Below are 19,781 nucleotides of genomic sequence, written 5' to 3'. Positions count from 1 at the left end.
CTCACTTCTTAAAAAATCTTTTCAAAAAAATTATTTACCAGCGGCTTTGCGGCGCTCGTTTAAGTCTGACTCAATTTGAGTCTCCATTTTTTTGTTGATGGGGTAAAAGTACATCAACACGCAAATCGCAAAGAATGGAATTGATGCGTATAGACTGACGATCAGCCTGATACCGTCAATAGTTTCATCGGCCTGTAAGGCTAATCCACGCTGATAGCCGTAGCCGGCGAGTAAACCTACCAATACGCTCGATCCAATCGTTAAACCACCTTTCAAACCCAGGATCATGGCTGAAAAGATAATGCCAGTGGCGCGACGAAAGTTTTTCCACTCGGAAAAGTCGGCGACGTCTGCAATCATTGCCCACAACAGAGGGATGGTGACTCCGTAGGTGAAGCCGTGTAGAATTTGCGATGTAAACATCAAGCCAATGGCATCTTTGGGGATGGCAAAAAATATCAAGATAAAGAGTGTGGAGATAAAAAGACCTACACCGAATGTATTACGTTTGCCAAACCGGTCTGCCAATGGCTTGGATAAACCAATACCCACAATCATCATCAGAATGCCAGCACCATTAAACAATCCAAACGCGGAGGCATCTGGTTCGGTTGGCCATTTGAAGTTTGGCCAAATACCCTGAATAGTGGTGATCAGCTGGGTAAATCCAATGGTATTGAAGAATTGCGTCAGCGCTTGAGTGTCTGCGTAATATTTAAAGTAATAGACGTAAGCACCGCCTTTTAGCGCCAGCGTGATGAACAAAAGCACCACAGAAAATAACATCACCGCCCAAGGCCAGTTGTGAAACAGGTCGTTGATATCTTGTCCGATTGAGTTGTCTGATTTTTCTGGCTGCATTCTCTCCTTGGTGGTGAGAAAGGTAATAACGAAACAGATAACGCTGGCGATCGCAAATATTTGCATCACCTTTTCAAATCCAACGGCTTCATTACCGTCACCCATGACTAATACCAGTGGGCGCAACAAGGCCTGAATAATGAACTGGGCAACCATTACCGCCACAAAACGGTACGCGGAAAGACTGTTGCGCTCAGCCATGTTGCCAGTAAGTACGCCGCTTAGGGCGGAATATGGAAGGTTGTTGGACGTATAAAGGGACATCAGCAAGAGTAATGTGGCAAAGGCATAAATTAGCTTGCCGGTTTCTCCAAGATTGGGGGTGCTGAAGGTGAGAAAAATCAGTACGGCAAAGGGCACGGACGTGAACAAGATCCAGGGGCGGTAGCTACCCCAGCGGGTTCTTGTACGGTCTGCCAGCGCACCAATAATTGGTGCCAAAACTACACCACCCAGTAATCCACAAGTCCCGATAACCCACTGGGCTTTATCGGGGGCAAGCCCATAAACGTCGGTATAGTAATAGGCGATAAAAGTAACAAAGGTTTGAAATACCAGGTTGGCCGCCAGGTCACCCAGGCTATAGCCAACTTTCTCTACTACGGAGAGTTTTTGCGCGTTTTGTTGAATCATTGTTGTATCTTCTTATAGGTGTTGGGGTTGTCTAATCAGCATAGCAGCCAAAAAACAATCGCCCGTATGGCCAGGACGGAGTTCTCGTGTACAAGTCGGCATCAGGATCGCCTAAAATATCCTTATAGTCAAGGTGCATATAACTTGGTCGGGCCAGTCAAAGCGACCTTGAGACGAAGATTGGGTGAGGGGCTACAACTGTTTTACTTCGCGCACCCAGTAAATGGTTGCACCTGCTACTGCGATTGGCGTAACAAAGATGTTGAGTATGGGAACCATGCTACCGAGCAGGATAATACCGCCATAGGAAAAACTGGTCAGTTGTTGTGAGTTCAGCCGGCGGCGCAGTTCGCGAAAGCTGAGCTGGTGATTGTCGGCGGGATAATCAGAATATTGGATCGCCATGCACCAGCAACTCCAAAGCGCGGCCATGAGCACGCCGAGCAAATTGGCGCCGGGGATAAAAAATAGCATCACAAAAATAGCAAACACCAAGGCGCCGCGGCTAATAAAATACCAGAGCTTTACCGCTTCGCGTTGCAGTGTGCGCGGGATTAACTGGCTCCAGGGTTCATCGGGTGGTGCAGTTCCCGTTAACTGGGTTTCGATTTTTTCAGCCAGCAAGCCAAAAAAGGGGGCTGCTAAAAAATTGGTGATGATATTAAAGCTGTAGCCATACACGATTAAAAAAACAAAGGCGACCAGCGGCCATAACAGCCATGCGAACCAATCAAGCCAGTCAGGGGACCATTCCAGAATTTGGTTGAATGCCTCACCAAAGGCGTTCCACAAATAAGCAGTGACTACAAAAAATATCAGTACATTGACCAGTAATGGAATCAAAATAAATTTTCGTAGTCCCGGTTGGGAAATGAATCGAGCACCTTCCAGAAAATAGCTAACAGCTTTGCTTGGTGAGCCTTGCATTTAAGGTTTCCTTTTCATGAATTGGATAAGTTCATCGCCCAAGGCAAATGCGGCACCGGCCATAGCGCCGTACACGTGCGACTCTACCGCGACCGCAGCGGGAATTAATTGCTGCAAATCAGTTGCTACATACCCCGGCAGATTTTCTTGCACGAGCTTTCCCATTGCCAATAACAGTCCGCCGATTTTTATCCACCAAGGGTAAGCGCGCGTTTGTATTAATCCCGCGAAAACTAAACCGTGAATGGCGCCCGATAAACCGGCATAGGGGTGGTATTGTGGATTAAGCCAATAAATTCCTAGCCCCACGGAAAGGCAGCATAGCAAAAATAAACACAGATATTTTGTCAGGGATATTTCACTCAGCAATGCCAGAGTGCAAAGCAACAACGCCGCGACATTCATCAGTGTGTGCGCCCAGCCAAAGTGAACAAAATTGGCGGTAAGAATGCGCCAGTATTCACCGGCATTTACTCGCAATGGTTCCAGGCTCAGCGTGTTAAATAGGTTTGCTTCTGCCGTTGCTAGCAGCAGCGCGATTGCACTAAAAACAATACTTGCATAGGTGGTCGGTGTAAACGTAATTGGTTTCATCAAATTTCAAGAGAAGCAAGCAATGAGTGGTGATAATGATGGTTTGCACCAGCAGGTATAGTCGCATAAACTGCCAAAAAATAAACACAAAAAGGAGCAAGCAATGAAAAAAGTAGCAATCTATGTAGCTAATCGCTTATGGGTAATTCTGGCAATTTATCTAACGAGTATTCTTATCGCCGCGGAGTTATTTTCCGTATTTGAGTCAAAGTCATTCGCTGATGGCATTTGGTGGGCTGTTGTAACGGCGCTGACAATCGGTTATGGCGATCTAAGTCCTGCGACAGTTCCAGGGAGAATTACCGGAATTTTCTTTGGACATTTTTGGATATTTGGCATTATCCCTATGATTGTAGCGAATATCATTGTGAAGCTACTGGAAGATAAAAATGCCTTCACGCATGAAGAGCAGGAGTGGCAAGAGGATATTCTAACGGACATTGCAAAGAAGGTAGGTGTTAAAGCACAGGAAACTCCGCCGGATTATTGATTTGTGCGGGATATTGAATCGGTGCCAATAATAAGGCAGCCAATAAAAGCTGCCTTTTTCGTTTTTGGTGGGCTGCGAAATATTATTTCGCGCCCACTGCTTCCAGAGCAATGGCATATTCTTCGCCGTTGCGGTGTGCTTTTACAACTTGCAGGAAGGTTTTGCCTTCCGGGCCAACGGCGTTGATGTCTTTGCCGGCTTCGACGAAAAATTTCACGAAGGTGGCAAAGTTTCCGCCGAGCATGCCGCGATAGGCTTTTTCGAGCAGATGGTAATCGGCGTTCACGCCTGCAGGGGCAGGGTAATCCAGAAATGTCGCAATGCGGGCATCGTCAAAGGTTTCGCCCAGTACTTTTTCTTTGTCTTTACGTAAGCTCATGTTTCAAATTCCGATAAAAATTTTTGAATCGCGCTCGCAGAGCGTGTGTAGCTCTGCAAGCGTGATTGATTAACCATTCAGTTTCTTGATTAGCAGTTCGTTTAATGCTTGCGGGTTGGCTTGGCCTTTGGACGCTTTCATCGCCTGACCTACGAAGAATCCAAGCATTTTTGCACGCTTGTCTTCGGCGGCAGCCCGATATCCTTCCACTTGGGTAGTGTTGGCTGCGATTATGTCGTCGATAATTTTTTCCAGCGCGCCGGTATCGGAAACCTGTTTCAAACCTTTGGTTTCGATGATGGTGTCGGCATCGCCTTCGCTGTTGGCGATAGCTTCGAATACTTGCTTGGCGATTTTGCTGGAGAGGGTGCCATCTTTAATGCGCACTACCAAACCTGCGAGCAATTCTGGAGTTACTGGTGAGTGGTCGATACGTTGCTCGGTGCGATTCAAATAAGCGCCCAAGTCGGCCATAATCCAGTTAGCAGTGAGTTTTGGCTCGCCCGAAATTTTAGTGGATGCTTCAAAAAATGCTGCGCTGAATTTATCCATAGTAATTTGGCCAGCGTCGTAGCTGCTCAAACCATATTGCTCTACAAAGCGCGCGCGTTTTGCTTCGGGCAGCTCTGGCATTTGTTTGCGCACAGATTCGATGTACTCATCATCCAGAATTACCGGCAACAGATCAGGGCAGGGGAAGTAGCGGTAATCATTGCTGTCTTCTTTGCTGCGCATACTGCGCGCTTTTTTGGTGTCACCGTTGTACAAGCGGGTTTCCTGAATAATTTTGCCGCCGTCTTCCAGTACATCAATTTGACGTTCAACTTCCAGTTCAATCGCCTCTTCCATAAATTTGAAAGAGTTGAGGTTTTTCGTTTCAGTGCGGGTGCCGAGTTTTTCGGTGCCTTTTGGGCGTACCGAAATATTCACGTCAAAACGCATGGAGCCTTGGCTCATTTCGCCATCGCAAATTTCCAGCGAGGTGACGATTGAGTGCAATTTTTTGGCAAAGGCAACGGCTTCTTCAGCGCTGCGCATATCCGGCTCGGTTACTACTTCAATCAGTGGCGTTCCTGCGCGGTTCAAATCGATTCCACTCATGCCGGCGAAATCTTCGTGCAGGGATTTACCCGCGTCTTCTTCCAGGTGTGCGTGATGAATGCGAACACGCTTGGTGCGACCACCTTCAAGTTCCAAATCCACAAAACCGGCACCGACAATCGGTTCAGCAAGTTGTGTGGTTTGATAGCCTTTCGGCAAATCCGGATAAAAATAATTTTTACGTTCAAATACTGAGCGCTTGCCAATTTCCGCATTCACCGCCAAGCCAAACATGGTGGCGAAACGGAACGCCTCTTCGTTGGCCACGGGCAGGGTGCCCGGCAATGCCAAATCAATGGCGCAGGCCTGAGTGTTTGGTTCAGCGCCGAAGGCAGTGCTGGCGCCCGAGAAAATTTTGGTTTTGGTTGCAAGTTGTACGTGTACTTCCAACCCGATTACAGTTTCCCATTGCATAGAAAGGACTCCTTACTCAATGCCAGGGGCAGTTTGTTGGTGGAAGTGGGTGGCTTGCTGGAACATATGCGCCGCATTGAGCAATTGTGATTCCGCAAAGAAATTGCCAATCAGTTGCAAGCCAACCGGTTTGTTGTCCACCAATCCGCAAGGAATGGAGAGGCCGGGCAAACCGGCGAGGTTAGTCGCGATGGTGTAAATATCTTCCAAATACATAGCCACTGGATCTTTGGTTTTTGAGCCAAATTGGAATGCCGGTGAAGGCGAGGTTGGGCCGAGGATGACATCGACCGTTTGGAATGCATCAACAAAGTCCTGCTTGATTAAGCGGCGAATTTTTTGCGCCTTGCTGTAGTAGGCATCGTAATAGCCAGCAGACAAAGCGTAAGCGCCGACGAGAATGCGGCGTTTTACTTCTGCACCAAAACCTTCGCTGCGCGAGCGCATATAAAGATCATTTAAATCGGTTGGATTTTCGCAGCGATGGCCGTAACGAACACCGTCAAAACGCGACAGGTTCGCTGAGCATTCGGCCGGTGCAATCACGTAATACGCCGGTACTGCAAGGTGGGTGTGAGGCAAGCTAACACTATGAATACTTGCACCGAGGCTTTCGTAGACTTTAATCGCAGATTCTACGTGAGCTGCTGTTTGCGGATTCAAGCCTTCGCCGAAATATTCTTTTGGAACACCGATGCGCAGACCAGTTAATGGCTTGTTTAAATCCGCGGTGTAATCTGGTACGTCGCGCTCAACGCTTGTTGAGTCTTTCGCGTCGTAGCTCGCCATATCGTTTAGCAAAATCGCCGCGTCTTCTGCTGTGCGTGACAAAATTCCAGCTTGATCCAGGCTTGATGCAAACGCAATCATGCCCCAGCGCGATACGCGACCATAAGTTGGTTTAATACCGGTTAATCCGCACAGCGCCGCTGGTTGACGAATCGAGCCACCGGTATCCGATGCAGTCGCTGCTGGCGCTAAATGTGCGGCAACTGCAGCTGCAGAACCACCTGAAGAGCCGCCGGGAACACAATCAATCGCCCAAGGATTTTTAACCGGACCGTACCAGCTGGTTTCGTTGGATGAGCCCATGGCAAATTCATCCATATTGGTTTTACCCAGCATCACCACACCGGAATTTAAATAATTTTCAACGATGGTGGCGTTGTAGGGGGCGATAAATTTATCGAGCATTTTTGATGCGCAAGAAGTGCGTACACCGGTGGTGCAAAAAATATCTTTGTGCGCAATAGGTACACCGCAAAGTGCGGGTGCGTTACCCGCGGCCAGGCGTTGGTCGGCAGCAGCCGCTTGTTGCAGCGCAATGTCACTGGTGACGGTGATGTAGCTGTTATAGGTTTTATCCAAACGCGCGATGCGATCCAGATAATGTTGGGTCACTTCGGTACTGGAAAAGTCTTTGTTGCGCAGACCTTTTACCAGTTCGGCAATGGTGAATTGATGCATTGCGAATATCCTGATTTTTGTCGGCGAGTTTTCGCCAGTTCTATAAAAATGAGTGCGATGATCTTTCCAGAAAAAGAAGTTTTGGGATTCAAAACCATCGAAGACAGGGATGTCGACGATGAGCCTCCATGGATGGATACACGGCGTATTTTGAATCCCAAAACTTCTTTTTCTTTGTGGGGTGTGTGTTCTTATTCAATAACCTGCGGAACCAGATACAAGCCATCCTGCGTTGCCGGTGCAATTGCCTGGAAGGCTTCGCGCTGGTTTGGCTCGGTTACCACATCCGCGCGCAAGCGTTGTACCGCATCCAACGGGTGCGCCATGGGCAATACGCCATCGGTATTCACGGCTTGCAATTGGTCAACCAGTGCCAACACATCGGAAATACTCTTTGCCGCCTCATCAGCAGCCTCATCGGAAATCTGGATACGCGCCAGCTTGGACAGCTTGGTGATATCGGAACGGTCAACAGCCATGGGAAGCTCCAGCAGATAAAATCGAAACATGCGGTGAACATGCGGCCAACCCGCGTTATACCGCCAAAAACGGGCGCCAAAGGTATCACATTTGCGCCTTGCCCAGAAACCCTGTGGTTGATAGAGTGCAGCCAGTTTTTAACGCGGCGAGCAGTTGTTTCTGAATTCGGCGAGATTGTGCAAAATTTAAACGCAATTGGCGCGAATTATCCGACATCCGGTGAACTTTACTTACAAAGTGGGTCGGATAAAAAAACAAATTCACTTATACTGCGCGCTTGCGAAAAAGTGCAAGGAGAGTCCTCCGGGAACGGATCAGCTATAACAGATCCGGATTTTGAGGTCCTTAACTCAGGGAGTGTGGGTCCCACCAGTGTGCCCCGAGTCCAGGCTGGAACAGAATTTTATATTTAACCTATTTTTAAGGCCCCATCACATTATGATGAAACTTCTGCGTGGAGCTTTCTCCAACGACCTTTCCATTGACCTTGGCACTGCTAACACCCTGATCTATGTGCGCGGCCGCGGTATCGTCTTAAACGAACCATCGGTAGTTGCAATTCGCCATCACAACGGTACCAAGATTGTGGAAGCGGTAGGGGTTGAGGCCAAGCGCATGTTAGGTCGTACCCCGGGCAATATCACGGCGATTCGCCCACTGAAGGACGGCGTTATTGCTGACTTTCAGGTTACCGAAAAAATGCTGCAACACTTTATCCGCAAAGTGCACGAAAACTCCTGGTTTAATCCATCTCCCCGCGTTTTGATTAGTGTTCCCTGTCTTTCTACTGAAGTAGAAAAACGTGCAATTCGTGAATCTGCGCTGGGTGCGGGCGCGCGCGAAGTGCGTTTGATCGAAGAGCCTATGGCGGCAGCAATTGGTGCAGGCCTGAAAGTGTCTGAGGCCAGTGGTTCTATGGTGGTGGATATCGGTGGCGGTACTACCGAGATCGCGGTTATCTCGTTGAACGGCGTGGTGTATTCCGATTCTGTGCGCATTGGCGGTGATCGCTTTGATGAAGCCATCGTGAACTATGTGCGTCGCAACTACGGTAGCGTGATTGGTGATGCGACGGCGGAGCGTATCAAGCAGGAAATTGGCTGCGCATTTGCGGGCAGCGAAATTCGTGAAATTGATGTGCGCGGACGCAATCTGGCTGAAGGTGTGCCGCGCAGCTTTACCCTGAGTAGCGATGAAGTGCTGGAAGCGCTGCAAGACCCTCTCGCAGGTATCGTACAGGCGGTTAAAAGTGCATTGGAACAGTCTCCACCTGAACTGGCTTCAGACATTGCTGAAAGCGGCGTGGTCCTGACTGGCGGTGGCGCTTTGCTGCGCGATATCGACCGTTTGCTCTCCAACGAAACCGGCTTGCCGTTTATTGTGGCGGAAGATCCACTGACCTGTGTTGCTCGCGGTGGCGGTATGGCCCTGGAGATGAGCGACAAGCGTAATATGGATTTGCTGTCGTCCTGATAAATGACGGGGGCGATGTGTCGCTCCCGCTGCCCTGTTTGCAGGGTTAATAACAAACAGGAGATACGGCCATTAAACCGCTCTTTGCCCGAGGCTCATCCGCAACCAGTCGCGCCTTCCTGTTCATTGTGATCATGATGGTGCTGGTCGTTGTTGGGCTCTATACCGATAAACTGGAGCCACTGCGTGAAAAGCTGGCCCAGTTTGTGACTCCCTTTTATCAAATTACCAATGTGCCCAGCCGTGTTAACGATTGGCGCAAGGATACCTTTGTCTCTCAAGCTGACCTCAAGGTTGAAAACGAGGCGCTCAAAACCGAGTTGCTCATTCATCAGCGTAAACTTCAACAATTAGCGTCATTGGCGGCGGAAAACGTGCGTCTGCGCCAGTTGCTTAATGCCAGCCAGATGTTGCAAGACACAGTGCTGATTGCTGAATTGATCGGAGTGTCGCCCAACCCGCTTAGTCATAAAGTCATTATCAATCGCGGCACGAAAGATGGTGCTTTCAAAGGCCAGCCGGTCTTGGATGCTTTTGGGTTGATGGGGCAGGTCACCGAGGTGAGCGAAAGCTCCAGTACTGTGTTACTGATTTCGGACTCTACTCACGCGATTCCGGTGCAAGTAAATCGTAATGGTGTGCGGGCGATTGCAGAAGGCACTGGTGATTTAAATAGCCTGAGTTTGCGTCATGTCTCTGCCAACACCGATATTCGTGCAGGCGATTTGCTGGTGAGTTCCGGTCTTGGTGACCGCTTCCCGGTGGGCTACCCGGTGGCTGAAGTGCTGCAAGTGGTGCGTGATCCAGGCAAAGCGTTTCTAACGGTGATCGCAAAGCCTATGGCGCGTCTGGATCGTAGTCGCCATCTGTTGCTGGTGTTTGAAAATCGCGATCAGGCCAGTGTGCCAGGTGCCTTGGCGAAAGTTTCTCTGCCTGCCGTCGTTGTTCCTACTTCCAGCAGTAGCGCCAGTTCTGCTTCAAGTTTGCAGGGCGGGGCACAATAATGCCCGCCCAGCCAATTAATCTCTTTTTCATTATCGCCTTCAGTTTTTTGTTGGCGCTGGTGCTTTCCGTTTACCCCTTGCCGATGGATTTTCGCTGGTGGCGGCCCGAGTTTGTATTGGTAGTGGCAATTTACTGGATATTTTTCATGCCACTCACCGTCAGTTTTCTGTTCCTGAGTGCGCTGGGTTTGTTCCAGGATTTGCTGGAAGGAGTGCCTTTTGGGCAACACAGTCTGGGCTTGGTGATAGTGGGTTACATCTGCATTTTGTCTTACCAGCGAGTGCGCAATTTTTCACTTTGGCGCCAATCCGCATGGATTTTTGTGTTGGTTGGGATCGCTCAACTCACTGATAACTGGGTTCAGGGTATGGCCGGGCGTCCGTTGTCCGGCATTCAGTTTTTGTATCCTGCGCTAACCAGTGCACTGATATGGCCGGTGTGTTGGGTTTGGTTGAACCGTCTGACCCACAGTCACCAACATTAATGCCAAATTGGTTCAGGGTTTATCCATAAACGCTTTACTAAAATAATTCCTCACCAGTTCAGGAGCGCCCAACCGTTGATTCCCGATTTATATCTTGCCAGCCAGTCGCCGCGCCGTCGTGAGCTATTAGACCAAATTGGTGTAATGCATTCGGTGGTGCGGGTCAGCGTGCCCGAGCAGATGGCGACCGGCGAGTCAGCACTAGCTTATGTACAGCGTCTTGCCCGCGAAAAAGCGGCCGCCGGATTTGCAGAGTTACAACAACAAAAGTTGCCGTTGGCGCCGGTATTGGGGGCAGATACCTTGGGTTTGATTGACGGCGTAGTTCTCGAAAAGCCGCGTGATAAGGCCCATGCCCGCCAGATCCTGCGCCAGCTATCGGGTCGAACCCATGAAGTTATTACCGCAATTGCCCTCCACAGCCAAACACAACAAGCGCAACGACTGGCCGTTACGCGGGTGACATTTCGCGAACTAAGTGATGCAGAGATAGACGCCTACTGGGAAACCGGCGAGCCGCAGGATAAGGCCGGTGGCTACGGAATCCAGGGTTTGGGTGCAGTGTTTGTGAAGGAAATTCACGGCAGTTATTCCTGCGTCGTGGGCTTGCCGATTGAAGCGACCTGCGAATTGTTACGTGAGTTCCGGGTGCCCTGGTGGTCGTTGGGAGTAAAAGCATGAGTGAAGAAATTCTGATTAACGTATCCCCGGTGGAAACCCGTGTTGCCCTGGTTGAAAACGGGGTAGTGCAAGAGTTCTACATCGAACGCAGCCATGGGGAAACCTATGTTGGCAATATCTATAAGGGCAAGGTTGTAAGGGTTTTGCCCGGTATGCAGGCTGCTTTTGTGGAGATAGGTTTGGAGCGCACGGGATTTATCCATGCCGCTGACATGATGCCGGAGCCTCCGGAAGGTGAGGTGCGTCGCACCGAAGTGCCAGATATTCGCTCACTGGTGCGTGAAGGCCAGACCTTACTTGTTCAAGTAGCGAAAGACCCCATCAGCACCAAGGGTGCGCGTCTTACCACTCACTTGACCTTGTCTTCCCGTTATCTCGTATATATGCCCAATGCCAATCACATTGGAGTCTCCACCCGTATCGAAGATGAGCCTGAACGCGAGCGTTTGCGTCAGGCTGTGGAGACGGCAGTCGCTGAGCAGGACATTAAAGGTGGCTTTATCGTACGCACGGTAGCGGAAGGCGCTGAAGCGGAGTCTATAGTGGCGGACATCCCCTTTCTGTTGCGCCTGTGGGAGGATTTGACTCATAAATTGCCAGGATTGGGTGTGCCAGCGGAACTTCATCGCGATATGCCGCTCTATCTGCGCGCCCTGCGTGATATGGCGCGCGCGCCTATTGATCGGGTCAGAGTGGATTCACGCCTGACCTTCCAGCAAATGCTCGAATTTGCGTCCAAATATGCGCCCCAGTTAATTGATTTGATCGATCTTTACAGTGGCGATCGGCCGCTGCTGGAGCTGTATGGTGTAGAAGAGGAAATCCACCGTGCATTAGAGCCGCGTGTAGCGCTTAAATCCAGCGGCTATTTGATTATCGAGCAGACCGAAGCCATGACCACGGTGGATGTAAACACTGGTGCGTTTGTCGGCCATCGCAATCTGGAAGAAACGATTTTCAAGACCAATCTGGAAGCGGCCTCGGCGATTGCACGGCAACTGCGCCTGCGTAATCTGGGTGGGATTATCATCCTCGATTTTATCGACATGAAGGACCCGGAGCACCAGCGTCAGGTGTTGCGTACTCTGGAGAAAGCACTGGAAAAGGATCATGCCAAAACCCGTATTACCGGTGTATCCGAGCTGGGGCTGGTAGAGATGGCACGCAAGCGCACACGCGAATCTCTGGAGCAGATGCTGTGCGAGCCTTGTCCTGTATGCCAGGGGCGCGGGCAGGTGAAATCCGCCGAAACTGTGTGCTACGAAATTTTCCGGGAAATCCTGCGAATGGCGCGTACCTACGACAACGAAAAGTTTTTGGTGCTGGCCTCGCAAGTAGTAGTAGATCGTTTGTTGGATGAAGAAGCAGCCTATGTGGCGGATCTGGAGGCCTTTATCCGGCGGACGATCGAGTTCAGGGTTGAAGCCGTATTCCATCAAGAGCAATACGATATTGTGTTGGTTTAATTTTTTGGCTGGGAAACTCTGACGTTTAATGAGGCGCGCATTTCGCAAATTGGTTAAGTGGTTTTATCTGCTGACTGCCTTGGCACTGATTTTGTTGGCAGTGCTGGTGCAGTCGGGGCGGAGCTTTTCCCATTTGTTGGGCGACTATAACCACAGCATTGCTTCATACCTTTCTTCCACGCTTAATGCGCGGGTCAACATCGGTCATATCGAATCGGACTGGACTGGATTAAAGCCTAGCCTGGTGGTGCAGGATTTCAGCATCTACAGTCAGGAGGGGCAGCCGATTATCGCCCTGCAGCAGGCTCGGTTGCGGCTGGATATTCTTGAATCGCTACTAAATTTCCGGCCGGTGTGGAGCAGCCTGGTGCTCACTCAGGTCGATATGAATTTTACCCAGACGTCCGAAGGCTTTTGGCAGATCCCCGGGTTGCCGCGCACTAGCGCTACGCCTGCCAATAATACGCGTGCGCAGTTGGATACTTTGGTGGACATGCTGCTCTTGTCCACCCGGATTGAATTTCAGCGCAGTCATTTGGGCTTCACATTTCATTCCGGACAACAAATACAGCTGAACTCACCCTATCTGTTGTTGGAAAACGCCGATGATTTCCATCGCCTCGCATTACAGATAGACGTAGGCGACCAGCCTCGTACCGTGTATTTTGTCGTGGAAGGTAAGGGCGACCCGCGCGATACCCAACAGTTTCTAAGCAAAGGTTATTTGCAGCTCAATCGTTTCCCGACCAGCGAGCCCATTGCAGCTGCCAGCGCTTTTTTATTGGGCGGCAAGTCAGCGCTACACGGCGAAGGGCAAGTGGATGCGAATATCTGGTTCGAAACCCGCGCGGGCGGTAAAGGTTATGATTTGGTCGGTAGCCTGGGAGTACAACGCCTGGCTTTGCCGCTGGGTGAGCGCAATTTGGCCTTGGATGATTTTGCGACCGAACTAACCGGGTTTTGGTTGCCCGGGGGTGAATGGCGTTTGGGGTTACAGCAAATCAATGCCGCGATGAAAGACCAGCAAATCAATGGACTGAATCTGGCGGCGAGTTCGAGTGGATTCCAGCAACCCCTTAAGGTGAGCCTGGATAATCTGGATCTCGAACGTTTGACGCATATGCTCGATGGTGCAGGCGCCTTGGGAACCGCGCGATTACAGGAAGTCTTGCGTACGCTGAATCCGCGCGGCCAATTGCGTAATATCCAGCTAAGTCTGCCAATTCAACAACCCAGAGACTGGCAATTACGGGCCAGCCTGGATCAAGTCGCGGTTAACGCTTGGCAGGGCGTGCCAGCGCTGGTGGGGGTAGACGGATACTTGCAGGTCGGGCAAAAAGGCGGCTTTGTCGATATCGATTCCCGTCGTGGCTTTTCGATGCATTACTCTCCTACTTACGCGGCACCCATGGAATATGACTCCGCCAAAGGCCAGGTCGCCTGGCATTTGCAACCTGAAAATAACCAGATTTACGTTAACAGCGGCCAGCTGGAATTCCGCAAGGGCGATGAGCTGGCGCGTGGCTATATGTGGCTCGGGCTGCCCTGGAAACGCAATACCGGTGATATAGATTTGTATTTGCAGATTGGTGGTCAGACGCTCAATGCCAGTCTTTATAAAAAATACACGCCCGCCACCATTCCGGCGACCCTCGCCACCTGGCTTGCCAGTAGTATTGGTTTAGAGAACCCAGGCTTGGCCAACGAGGCCGGCTTCGTCTATCGCGGTACGCTCAATACTAAAAACCCCATGGCGCGCACTTATCAGTTGTATCTGGATTTGGACCGCGCCGCGCTCAATTATCATTCTGGTTGGCCGGCGTTAACTGACCTGCAGGGGCGTTTGCTGGTTACGGATACCAAGGTTGCAGCCAGTGTTAACTCGGCGCGCCTGTTGGATAGTCGGGCTCAAGGCGTTGAAGTACTGGTGAACCCGCGCGCTCAAGGCCATGGGTCCTTGTTGCAGGTGACTGGCCAAATTAATGGGCCAGCGAGCGATGGAATTCGCGTGTTGCGCGAAGGTGAAATGCGCAAATACATGGGTTCCAGCCTGGATTCCTGGACTATGCAAGGTGAAATGCGCGCGCAGCTGGAACTGGATATTCCCATTGGAACCGGCGAAGCAAAGCCGTTCGGCCATCGCCAACAAGTCGATGTGGATCTGCAATCACCGCTGTTTGAACTACAAAACCTCAATTTAAGTGTGACCGATTTGAACGGTCACATCAGCTATAACAGCGACACAGGTATTGGTAGTCGCGAGCTGCGCGGGCAGGTTTTTGGCGAGTCGTTAACCGCAGAGCTCAGCACCCAAAAGCTGGCGAGTGAAAAACAGGAAACCTACAACAAAACCTTGATTAGTCTGGCGGGTGCGGTAGATGCGCGACAACTGGCTTACTGGAGCAAGCGCCCGGAAGTATTGTTTATGGAGGATAAGTTGCCCTATCAGGCGATGGTGGAATTGAATCATCGTCCGCGCCAGAGCAAAGCGGTGGAGTTAAGTCCGGAAGCCGCTGCCGCGCCACTGCAAACACCGGTTGAATTTGCCAATGACGCCTTCGCAGCAATTACCGTTACCAGTGAGTTGCAAGGCGTAAAAGTCGATTTGCCAGCGCCTTATGGCAAAACAGCAGAACAGACCCGCCCGCTGGTTTTCCAATATTGGCTGCAAGATGCCCAAGCGCAAATTCATCTGGCCTATGGCGAAAATACCCAGAGCCTGCTGCGGTTGGATCGCCGTCATAACCGCTTGCTCTCGGCCAATATTGCGTTGGGCAGTGATGCCCAGTTAGGTAGCGGCAATGAGTTTGTCGTTTCGGGGTATGTGCCTGATGTGAATTTGGATTTATGGAAAGCAGTGCAAACTCGCTATCGGGACTTCAGTGAGCAGCTAACCCCGGTGGTGGCACGTGGCCTAAACGCTCCGCGCACGGCGCAGGAGGTTGAGGAAATGCTTGCCACCGAGTCCGACGGTGTGGGGCGCATTGCCGGTTTGCCGTTCCGCACCGATTTGGTGGTTGGCCATTATGAGTTGGGCGCCTTGACCCTGAAAGATTTACACGTAGTGGCCGTGCCTGTGCAAGCAGGTTGGAATTTAAAGGTTGCCAATCCTCAAGTTGCTGGAGAGCTGCTGGTACCGTCAAGCAGTCTTGTGCCGCTGGAGGTAAACCTCGACTATCTGGCCCTCACCAAAGCCGCGCTGGGTGATGAAGAAAATGTGGTCGCCGCTGAGACTGAAGCTGCACTGACCAAGGAGGAAAGCGGCGATGCAGCACTCGCACCGCCCGAGCCCAAATTACTTGATCCGCGCACCATTCCGCTGGCGAATGTGAGTATCAAAACCCTGTCGTTAGATGGCGATAATTTTGGCAGTTGGTCGTTGCAATTGCGCCCGAATGCGCAGGGTGTGTTGATCGATCAGATTCGCGGCAGCATTCGCGGCGTCACTATTGCCGGTACCGAAGAAAACCCTGGTGCGCAAATCCAGTGGGGTTATACCTCGCAGGGAATGCAAACGCACTTTATGGGCGTACTGACCGCCGGAGATATGGGCGCGGTACTGCGCGAATGGAAAAAGCCTGACACGATTGAAAGTAAATTGGCGCGCTACGAGACAGATCTGTTCTGGCCGGGCTCCCCGCAGGATTTTAGTCTGGTTGCGCTGGGTGGTGAGATGCGTATCCACATGGAAAATGGTCGCTTCAAACGCGACGCCAGTGCGGGCGACGGAATCCTGCGGCTACTCTCCATTCTCAACTTTGACTCGCTCGCGCGCCGTATGCGCCTGGATTTTTCTGACCTCTACAAAAGCGGTTTGGCCTACGACGAAATCAACGGCAAGGTACGCTTTAATCAAGGCACCCTGGTCTTTGAAGATCCGCTGCTGGTGCGCACACCCTCTAGTGGTTTGCAAATGGCCGGCACAATTAATTTACGCGATGAAACCATCAATACTCGTTTAATCGCTACTTTGCCAGTGACTGGTAATCTCACCTTTTTTGCCGCCCTGGCGACAGGCTTGCCCGCTGCTGCCGGTGTTTATCTGGTCAGCAAATTATTCAAAAAACAGGTAGATCAAGCCACCAGCCTCAGCTACACCATCAAAGGCAGTTGGAGTGATCCCAAAATGCGTTTTGATCGCTTGTTTGAAAGCGAAAAAAGTTTGCGTGATAGCGTCAATAAATCTGAAGATGAAAAAGACCCACCGCCCAAGCGACGACGGCGTTAGTAAGAAATTCAAAATAAAAAAGCCACCGCAGTGTTGGGTGGCTTTTTTCATTTTTAGGAGATTCAGCGGTCCACGGCTTGCTGAAGGCTATGAATAAGGGAAGATTTAAAGGCTGCGTCGTTGGCAAAAAGTTTATAAAGCTCCAGTTCATCCTTGCGGCGTTGCAACATTATTTCCTTGAGGATTTTTTCGAATGCCAGGTTACGATTGTGTGGGTCTGGGTTGTTCTGGTATTTCTCAGCAAAGTCCGGGTGATTTTTCATGCTGTCCGTCATACTGACAAACTTAATTCGCTGTTCTTCAGGTGTGGCGCTCCAACCTTGAAACCATCGCTCATTGAAGGTTTTGATAATGTCATCAAGTCGGTCTTCCTCTTCGCCTCCAGATTGTGGGTTGCGCGGGTTGGGGTTTTGCGGATCAAGCTCGCTTTCAGTGGCATCCAAACCGATAGATTGGTTGAGTTGTACGCGCTGTAAGCCGTAGGAATTCAAATCCACTGACTCCAATAGCTCATCCAGCAGTTTTTCATTCGGGTCTTGCACTTTCAGTTTGGGCACTAAAAATTTCAGAAACCAAAATAGCTTTTCCCAAGCGACAACCTGGTAGGGCATGATTGAAGCCATTTGCCCATAAATTTTTACAAATTGTTTGGACTGCACTTTAAATTTAATTTTTTGCTCGTTTTCCAACCCCAACTCATGATTAAAGCGGTTGGCGGCGATATCGATAATCACACTGAGTTTTTCACCATCCTCATTGGTCCAGAAACGCTTATTAAATTCTTCCACCTCCATCCACTCATATACACCCAACTCATCCAGTGAGTCTTTCAGGTCGTGAAGTACATTTACGTCAGTCTCCTCTGACAAGCTGGTGGAGGTGTAAAAAGGGTCAAAGGCTTTTTTAATTTCATCGCTGCTGTTGAAAAAATCCAGTACAAACAGGTCTTCGGTTTTTTTACCCAACTTGGGCGCGGCGCGATTCAGGCGCGAGAGTGTTTGCACGCAAAGCACGCTGGCGAGCTTTTTGTCCACATACATGGCACAGAGTTTGGGTTGATCAAAACCGGTCAGATATTTATTGGCTACTACCAGAATGCGATAGTCATCGCTGTCGAATTTATCTTTGGTATCGGCTTCAGCAAAACCATTTATTCCGGCCTCGGTGTATTCCACACCATCCACTTCTTTCGTACCGGAAAACGCAATCAAGGCTTTAAAGGGATAGCCTTGTTGCAGCAATAGATTATTAATGGCGTGGTAATAACGAATGGCCGCTTCAATATTTTGTGTTACCACCATCGCTTTGCCTTTATTAGCCAGCTTTTTGGCGATAACAACATGCTGGCTGAAATGCTCCAGCATAATCTCGGCTTTAATATTGATGGTTTGCTGGCTGCGCTCCACATAAGCACGCAATTTTTTCTGGGCTTTTTTCTTATCAAATAAGGGGTTGTCTGCAATGGATTTTTGAATTTCGTAATAGCTTTTGTAGGTGGTGTAATTGGCCAGTACATCCAGAATAAAACCTTCTTCTATCGCCTGCTTCATGGAGTACAAGTGAAAAGGTGTAAAACTGCCATCGGCCTGCCGCACCCCAAATTTTTCCAAGGTGGTGTTTTTGGGAGTTGCGGTAAACGCGAGGTAAGAAGCGTTGCCTCGCATTTTGCGTGCTTGCATGGCGGCTAGAATTTTGTCCTGCGCATCTTCGGCATCGGCGTCTTCTTGCTTGCCCATGGCGCTATTCATTTTGTCGTGGGCGCTACCGCTTTGGGAGCTATGAGCTTCATCGATAATCACTGCAAAACGTTTATCGCTCAAATCGGCAATACCATCCACAATAAACGGGAACTTTTGGATGGTGGTGATAATAATTTTTTTGCCGTTTTCCAGCGCCGCTTTTAAATCCGCCGACTTAAACGCGGGTGCGATAATATTTTTCACCTCGGAAAATTCTTTAATGTTATCGCGCAGTTGTTTATCCAGCAGACGGCGGTCGGTAACCACAATCACCGAATCAAACAAGGGTTGGTCTACCGCTTTGGCGCCCGGCGTGAAAGCCGTTGCCGGGTAGACTTCAATCAATTGATAAGCCGCCCAGGTGATGGAGTTGGATTTACCGGAACCGGCGGAGTGCTGAATTAAATAGGTTTTGCCAACGCCGTTTTCCGCCACATCTTTAATTAATTTACGTACCACATCCAACTGGTGATAGCGTGGGAAATAGAGTGAGCGCTTGTTGAGCGGTTCACTACTGCTGCCATCCAAGCGCACAAAATGCTGGATAATGTTGGCTAAACTGGCTTTGGTAAAAAGCTCACGCCACAAATAATCAGTTTTGTGGCCATAAGGGTTAGGCGGGTTGCCTTGGCCGAAGTTGTTACCTTTATTAAGTGGCAAAAAATAAGTGCTTTTTCCCGCTAACTTGGTGGTCATAAATACTTCATCAGTATCCACCGCCATGTGTACCAAGCAGCGTGCAAAATTCAGTAGTGGCTGATTGATGTCGCGGTCTTCGCGGTATTGTTTTTGGCCGTGGTAGCGGGCGGTTTGTCCCGTCCAGGCATTTTTTAATTCCAGAGTGATAAGCGGTATGCCATTAATGAACAGCACCATGTCAATTTCTTGCAGCGGGTTTGCCAGTGAATAACGAACCTGGCGAGTGCAGCTAAAAATATTTGCAGCGAAATTCTGTTTTACTGTTTCGCTACTACTCGCTAGTGGTGCCGGGTGCATGAGTGAAAAATGTGCGTCGTCCACGCCCAAACCTTTTTTCAGCAAATGTAAAATGCCGTGTTTTTTCATTAAGCGGTCAAACCGCTCCAGAATTTTAAGCTGCCAATCATTGGGGTTATTTTTTTGCAGCTTGTCCAACTCGGGCTGTTGGGTGTTTTGCAAAAACTGCCAGAACAAGCAGGTATCCAGCGCGTATTGGGCGTTAAAGTCACTGGCTAAACCGCGCACAAAACCTTGGTGTGCGGTATAGGGGGTTTGCACCGCGTCCTGTGCGTCAGCCTCATTGACTTTGGCGCTAGTAAAACCGGTGAGTACTTTTTCAATCGCCATTTCCAGCGCTTGTTCATTGGTTTGGCTGACCAT

15 protein-coding genes are annotated in these 19,781 nt (G+C 50.0%); 7 read left to right on the top strand and 8 right to left on the bottom strand.

Features of this window, described 5'->3' with window-relative positions; genetic code table 11:
- Nucleotides 1-30: 30 nt before the first annotated feature.
- The 3 genes from D0C16_RS09900 to rrtA form a co-directional block, all read right to left on the bottom strand.
- Complete coding sequence (locus tag D0C16_RS09900) at nt 31-1,494, bottom strand: MFS transporter (protein ID WP_191968682.1); 1,464 nt, start codon at nt 1,492-1,494, stop codon at nt 31-33.
- A gap of 192 nt (nt 1,495-1,686) precedes the next feature.
- On the bottom strand, nt 1,687-2,421 hold the full coding sequence (cysZ, locus tag D0C16_RS09895) for a sulfate transporter CysZ (RefSeq protein ID WP_151032234.1): 735 nt from the start codon (nt 2,419-2,421) through the stop codon (nt 1,687-1,689).
- Nucleotides 2,422-3,015: a rhombosortase gene (rrtA, locus tag D0C16_RS09890; RefSeq protein WP_151032233.1), complete on the bottom strand. Its 594-nt coding sequence runs from the start codon at nt 3,013-3,015 to the stop codon at nt 2,422-2,424.
- A 103-nt stretch (nt 3,016-3,118) separates the two neighbouring features.
- Here rrtA and D0C16_RS09885 point away from each other — a divergent pair, with 103 nt between their 5' ends.
- Nucleotides 3,119-3,505, top strand: a complete 387-nt coding sequence (locus tag D0C16_RS09885; protein WP_151032232.1) for a potassium channel family protein — start codon at nt 3,119-3,121, stop codon at nt 3,503-3,505.
- Nucleotides 3,506-3,587: 82 nt separating this feature from the next.
- Here D0C16_RS09885 and D0C16_RS09880 read toward each other — a convergent pair whose 3' ends face one another.
- The 4 genes from D0C16_RS09880 to gatC all read right to left on the bottom strand — a co-directional run bounded on the left by D0C16_RS09880 (nt 3,588) and on the right by gatC (nt 7,345).
- Entirely contained in the window at nt 3,588-3,884 is a 297-nt protein-coding gene (locus tag D0C16_RS09880) for a PA4642 family protein (RefSeq protein ID WP_151032231.1), read from the bottom strand.
- A 69-nt stretch (nt 3,885-3,953) separates the two neighbouring features.
- Nucleotides 3,954-5,399, bottom strand: a complete 1,446-nt coding sequence (gatB, locus tag D0C16_RS09875) for an Asp-tRNA(Asn)/Glu-tRNA(Gln) amidotransferase subunit GatB (protein ID WP_151032230.1) — start codon at nt 5,397-5,399, stop codon at nt 3,954-3,956.
- 12 nt (nt 5,400-5,411) lie between these two features.
- Nucleotides 5,412-6,866: an Asp-tRNA(Asn)/Glu-tRNA(Gln) amidotransferase subunit GatA gene (gene gatA, locus D0C16_RS09870; RefSeq protein WP_151032229.1), complete on the bottom strand. Its 1,455-nt coding sequence runs from the start codon at nt 6,864-6,866 to the stop codon at nt 5,412-5,414.
- 191 nt (nt 6,867-7,057) lie between these two features.
- A complete protein-coding gene (gene gatC, locus D0C16_RS09865; RefSeq protein WP_151032228.1) occupies nt 7,058-7,345 on the bottom strand; it encodes an Asp-tRNA(Asn)/Glu-tRNA(Gln) amidotransferase subunit GatC in 288 nt (95 codons plus the stop codon).
- Nucleotides 7,346-7,784: 439 nt separating this feature from the next.
- Here gatC and D0C16_RS09860 point away from each other — a divergent pair, with 439 nt between their 5' ends.
- From D0C16_RS09860 to D0C16_RS09835, 6 genes are all read left to right on the top strand, one after another.
- A complete protein-coding gene (locus D0C16_RS09860) occupies nt 7,785-8,819 on the top strand; it encodes a rod shape-determining protein (RefSeq protein ID WP_151032227.1) in 1,035 nt (344 codons plus the stop codon).
- A 137-nt stretch (nt 8,820-8,956) separates the two neighbouring features.
- Nucleotides 8,957-9,823 (top strand): rod shape-determining protein MreC, encoded by an 867-nt coding sequence (mreC, locus tag D0C16_RS09855; protein ID WP_255482105.1) that lies wholly within the window; start codon nt 8,957-8,959, stop codon nt 9,821-9,823.
- Nucleotides 9,823-10,308: a rod shape-determining protein MreD gene (mreD, locus tag D0C16_RS09850; RefSeq protein ID WP_151032222.1), complete on the top strand. Its 486-nt coding sequence runs from the start codon at nt 9,823-9,825 to the stop codon at nt 10,306-10,308. Before mreC ends, mreD begins: the two co-directional genes overlap by 1 nt.
- 75 nt (nt 10,309-10,383) lie before the next feature.
- A complete protein-coding gene (locus tag D0C16_RS09845; RefSeq protein ID WP_304487108.1) occupies nt 10,384-10,989 on the top strand; it encodes a nucleoside triphosphate pyrophosphatase in 606 nt (201 codons plus the stop codon).
- Complete coding sequence (rng, locus tag D0C16_RS09840) at nt 10,986-12,455, top strand: ribonuclease G (RefSeq protein ID WP_151032220.1); 1,470 nt, start codon at nt 10,986-10,988, stop codon at nt 12,453-12,455. The genes D0C16_RS09845 and rng overlap by 4 nt, the downstream gene beginning before the upstream one ends.
- A gap of 28 nt (nt 12,456-12,483) precedes the next feature.
- Nucleotides 12,484-16,683 carry a YhdP family protein gene (locus tag D0C16_RS09835; RefSeq protein WP_151032218.1) on the top strand — a complete coding sequence of 1,400 codons (4,200 nt, stop codon included), beginning with the start codon at nt 12,484-12,486 and terminating at the stop codon, nt 16,681-16,683.
- Nucleotides 16,684-16,745: 62 nt separating this feature from the next.
- Here the strand turns inward: D0C16_RS09835 and D0C16_RS09830 are convergent, their stop codons facing one another.
- Nucleotides 16,746-19,781 (bottom strand): type I restriction endonuclease subunit R, encoded by a 3,036-nt coding sequence (locus D0C16_RS09830; protein ID WP_151032216.1) that lies wholly within the window; start codon nt 19,779-19,781, stop codon nt 16,746-16,748.

The sequence above is a fragment of the Cellvibrio sp. KY-GH-1 genome (assembly GCF_008806975.1).
Classification (GTDB): Bacteria; Pseudomonadota; Gammaproteobacteria; order Pseudomonadales; family Cellvibrionaceae; genus Cellvibrio.
This window is presented reverse-complemented; position numbering and strand designations above follow the sequence as displayed.

Excerpts from the sequence above, each read along its gene's own strand:
- D0C16_RS09900 (WP_191968682.1), bottom strand. The coding sequence starts at position 1,494 with ATGATTCAACAAAACGCGCAAAAACTCTCCGTAGTAGAGAAAGTTGGC.
- cysZ (WP_151032234.1), bottom strand. The coding sequence starts at position 2,421 with ATGCAAGGCTCACCAAGCAAAGCTGTTAGCTATTTTCTGGAAGGTGCT.
- rrtA (WP_151032233.1), bottom strand. The coding sequence starts at position 3,015 with ATGAAACCAATTACGTTTACACCGACCACCTATGCAAGTATTGTTTTT.
- D0C16_RS09885 (WP_151032232.1), top strand. The coding sequence starts at position 3,119 with ATGAAAAAAGTAGCAATCTATGTAGCTAATCGCTTATGGGTAATTCTG.
- D0C16_RS09880 (WP_151032231.1), bottom strand. The coding sequence starts at position 3,884 with ATGAGCTTACGTAAAGACAAAGAAAAAGTACTGGGCGAAACCTTTGAC.
- gatB (WP_151032230.1), bottom strand. The coding sequence starts at position 5,399 with ATGCAATGGGAAACTGTAATCGGGTTGGAAGTACACGTACAACTTGCA.
- gatA (WP_151032229.1), bottom strand. The coding sequence starts at position 6,866 with ATGCATCAATTCACCATTGCCGAACTGGTAAAAGGTCTGCGCAACAAA.
- gatC (WP_151032228.1), bottom strand. The coding sequence starts at position 7,345 with ATGGCTGTTGACCGTTCCGATATCACCAAGCTGTCCAAGCTGGCGCGT.
- D0C16_RS09860 (WP_151032227.1), top strand. The coding sequence starts at position 7,785 with ATGATGAAACTTCTGCGTGGAGCTTTCTCCAACGACCTTTCCATTGAC.
- mreC (WP_255482105.1), top strand. The coding sequence starts at position 8,957 with ATGGTGCTGGTCGTTGTTGGGCTCTATACCGATAAACTGGAGCCACTG.
- mreD (WP_151032222.1), top strand. The coding sequence starts at position 9,823 with ATGCCCGCCCAGCCAATTAATCTCTTTTTCATTATCGCCTTCAGTTTT.
- rng (WP_151032220.1), top strand. The coding sequence starts at position 10,986 with ATGAGTGAAGAAATTCTGATTAACGTATCCCCGGTGGAAACCCGTGTT.
- D0C16_RS09835 (WP_151032218.1), top strand. The coding sequence starts at position 12,484 with ATGAGGCGCGCATTTCGCAAATTGGTTAAGTGGTTTTATCTGCTGACT.
- D0C16_RS09830 (WP_151032216.1), bottom strand. The coding sequence starts at position 19,781 with ATGGTCAGCCAAACCAATGAACAAGCGCTGGAAATGGCGATTGAAAAA.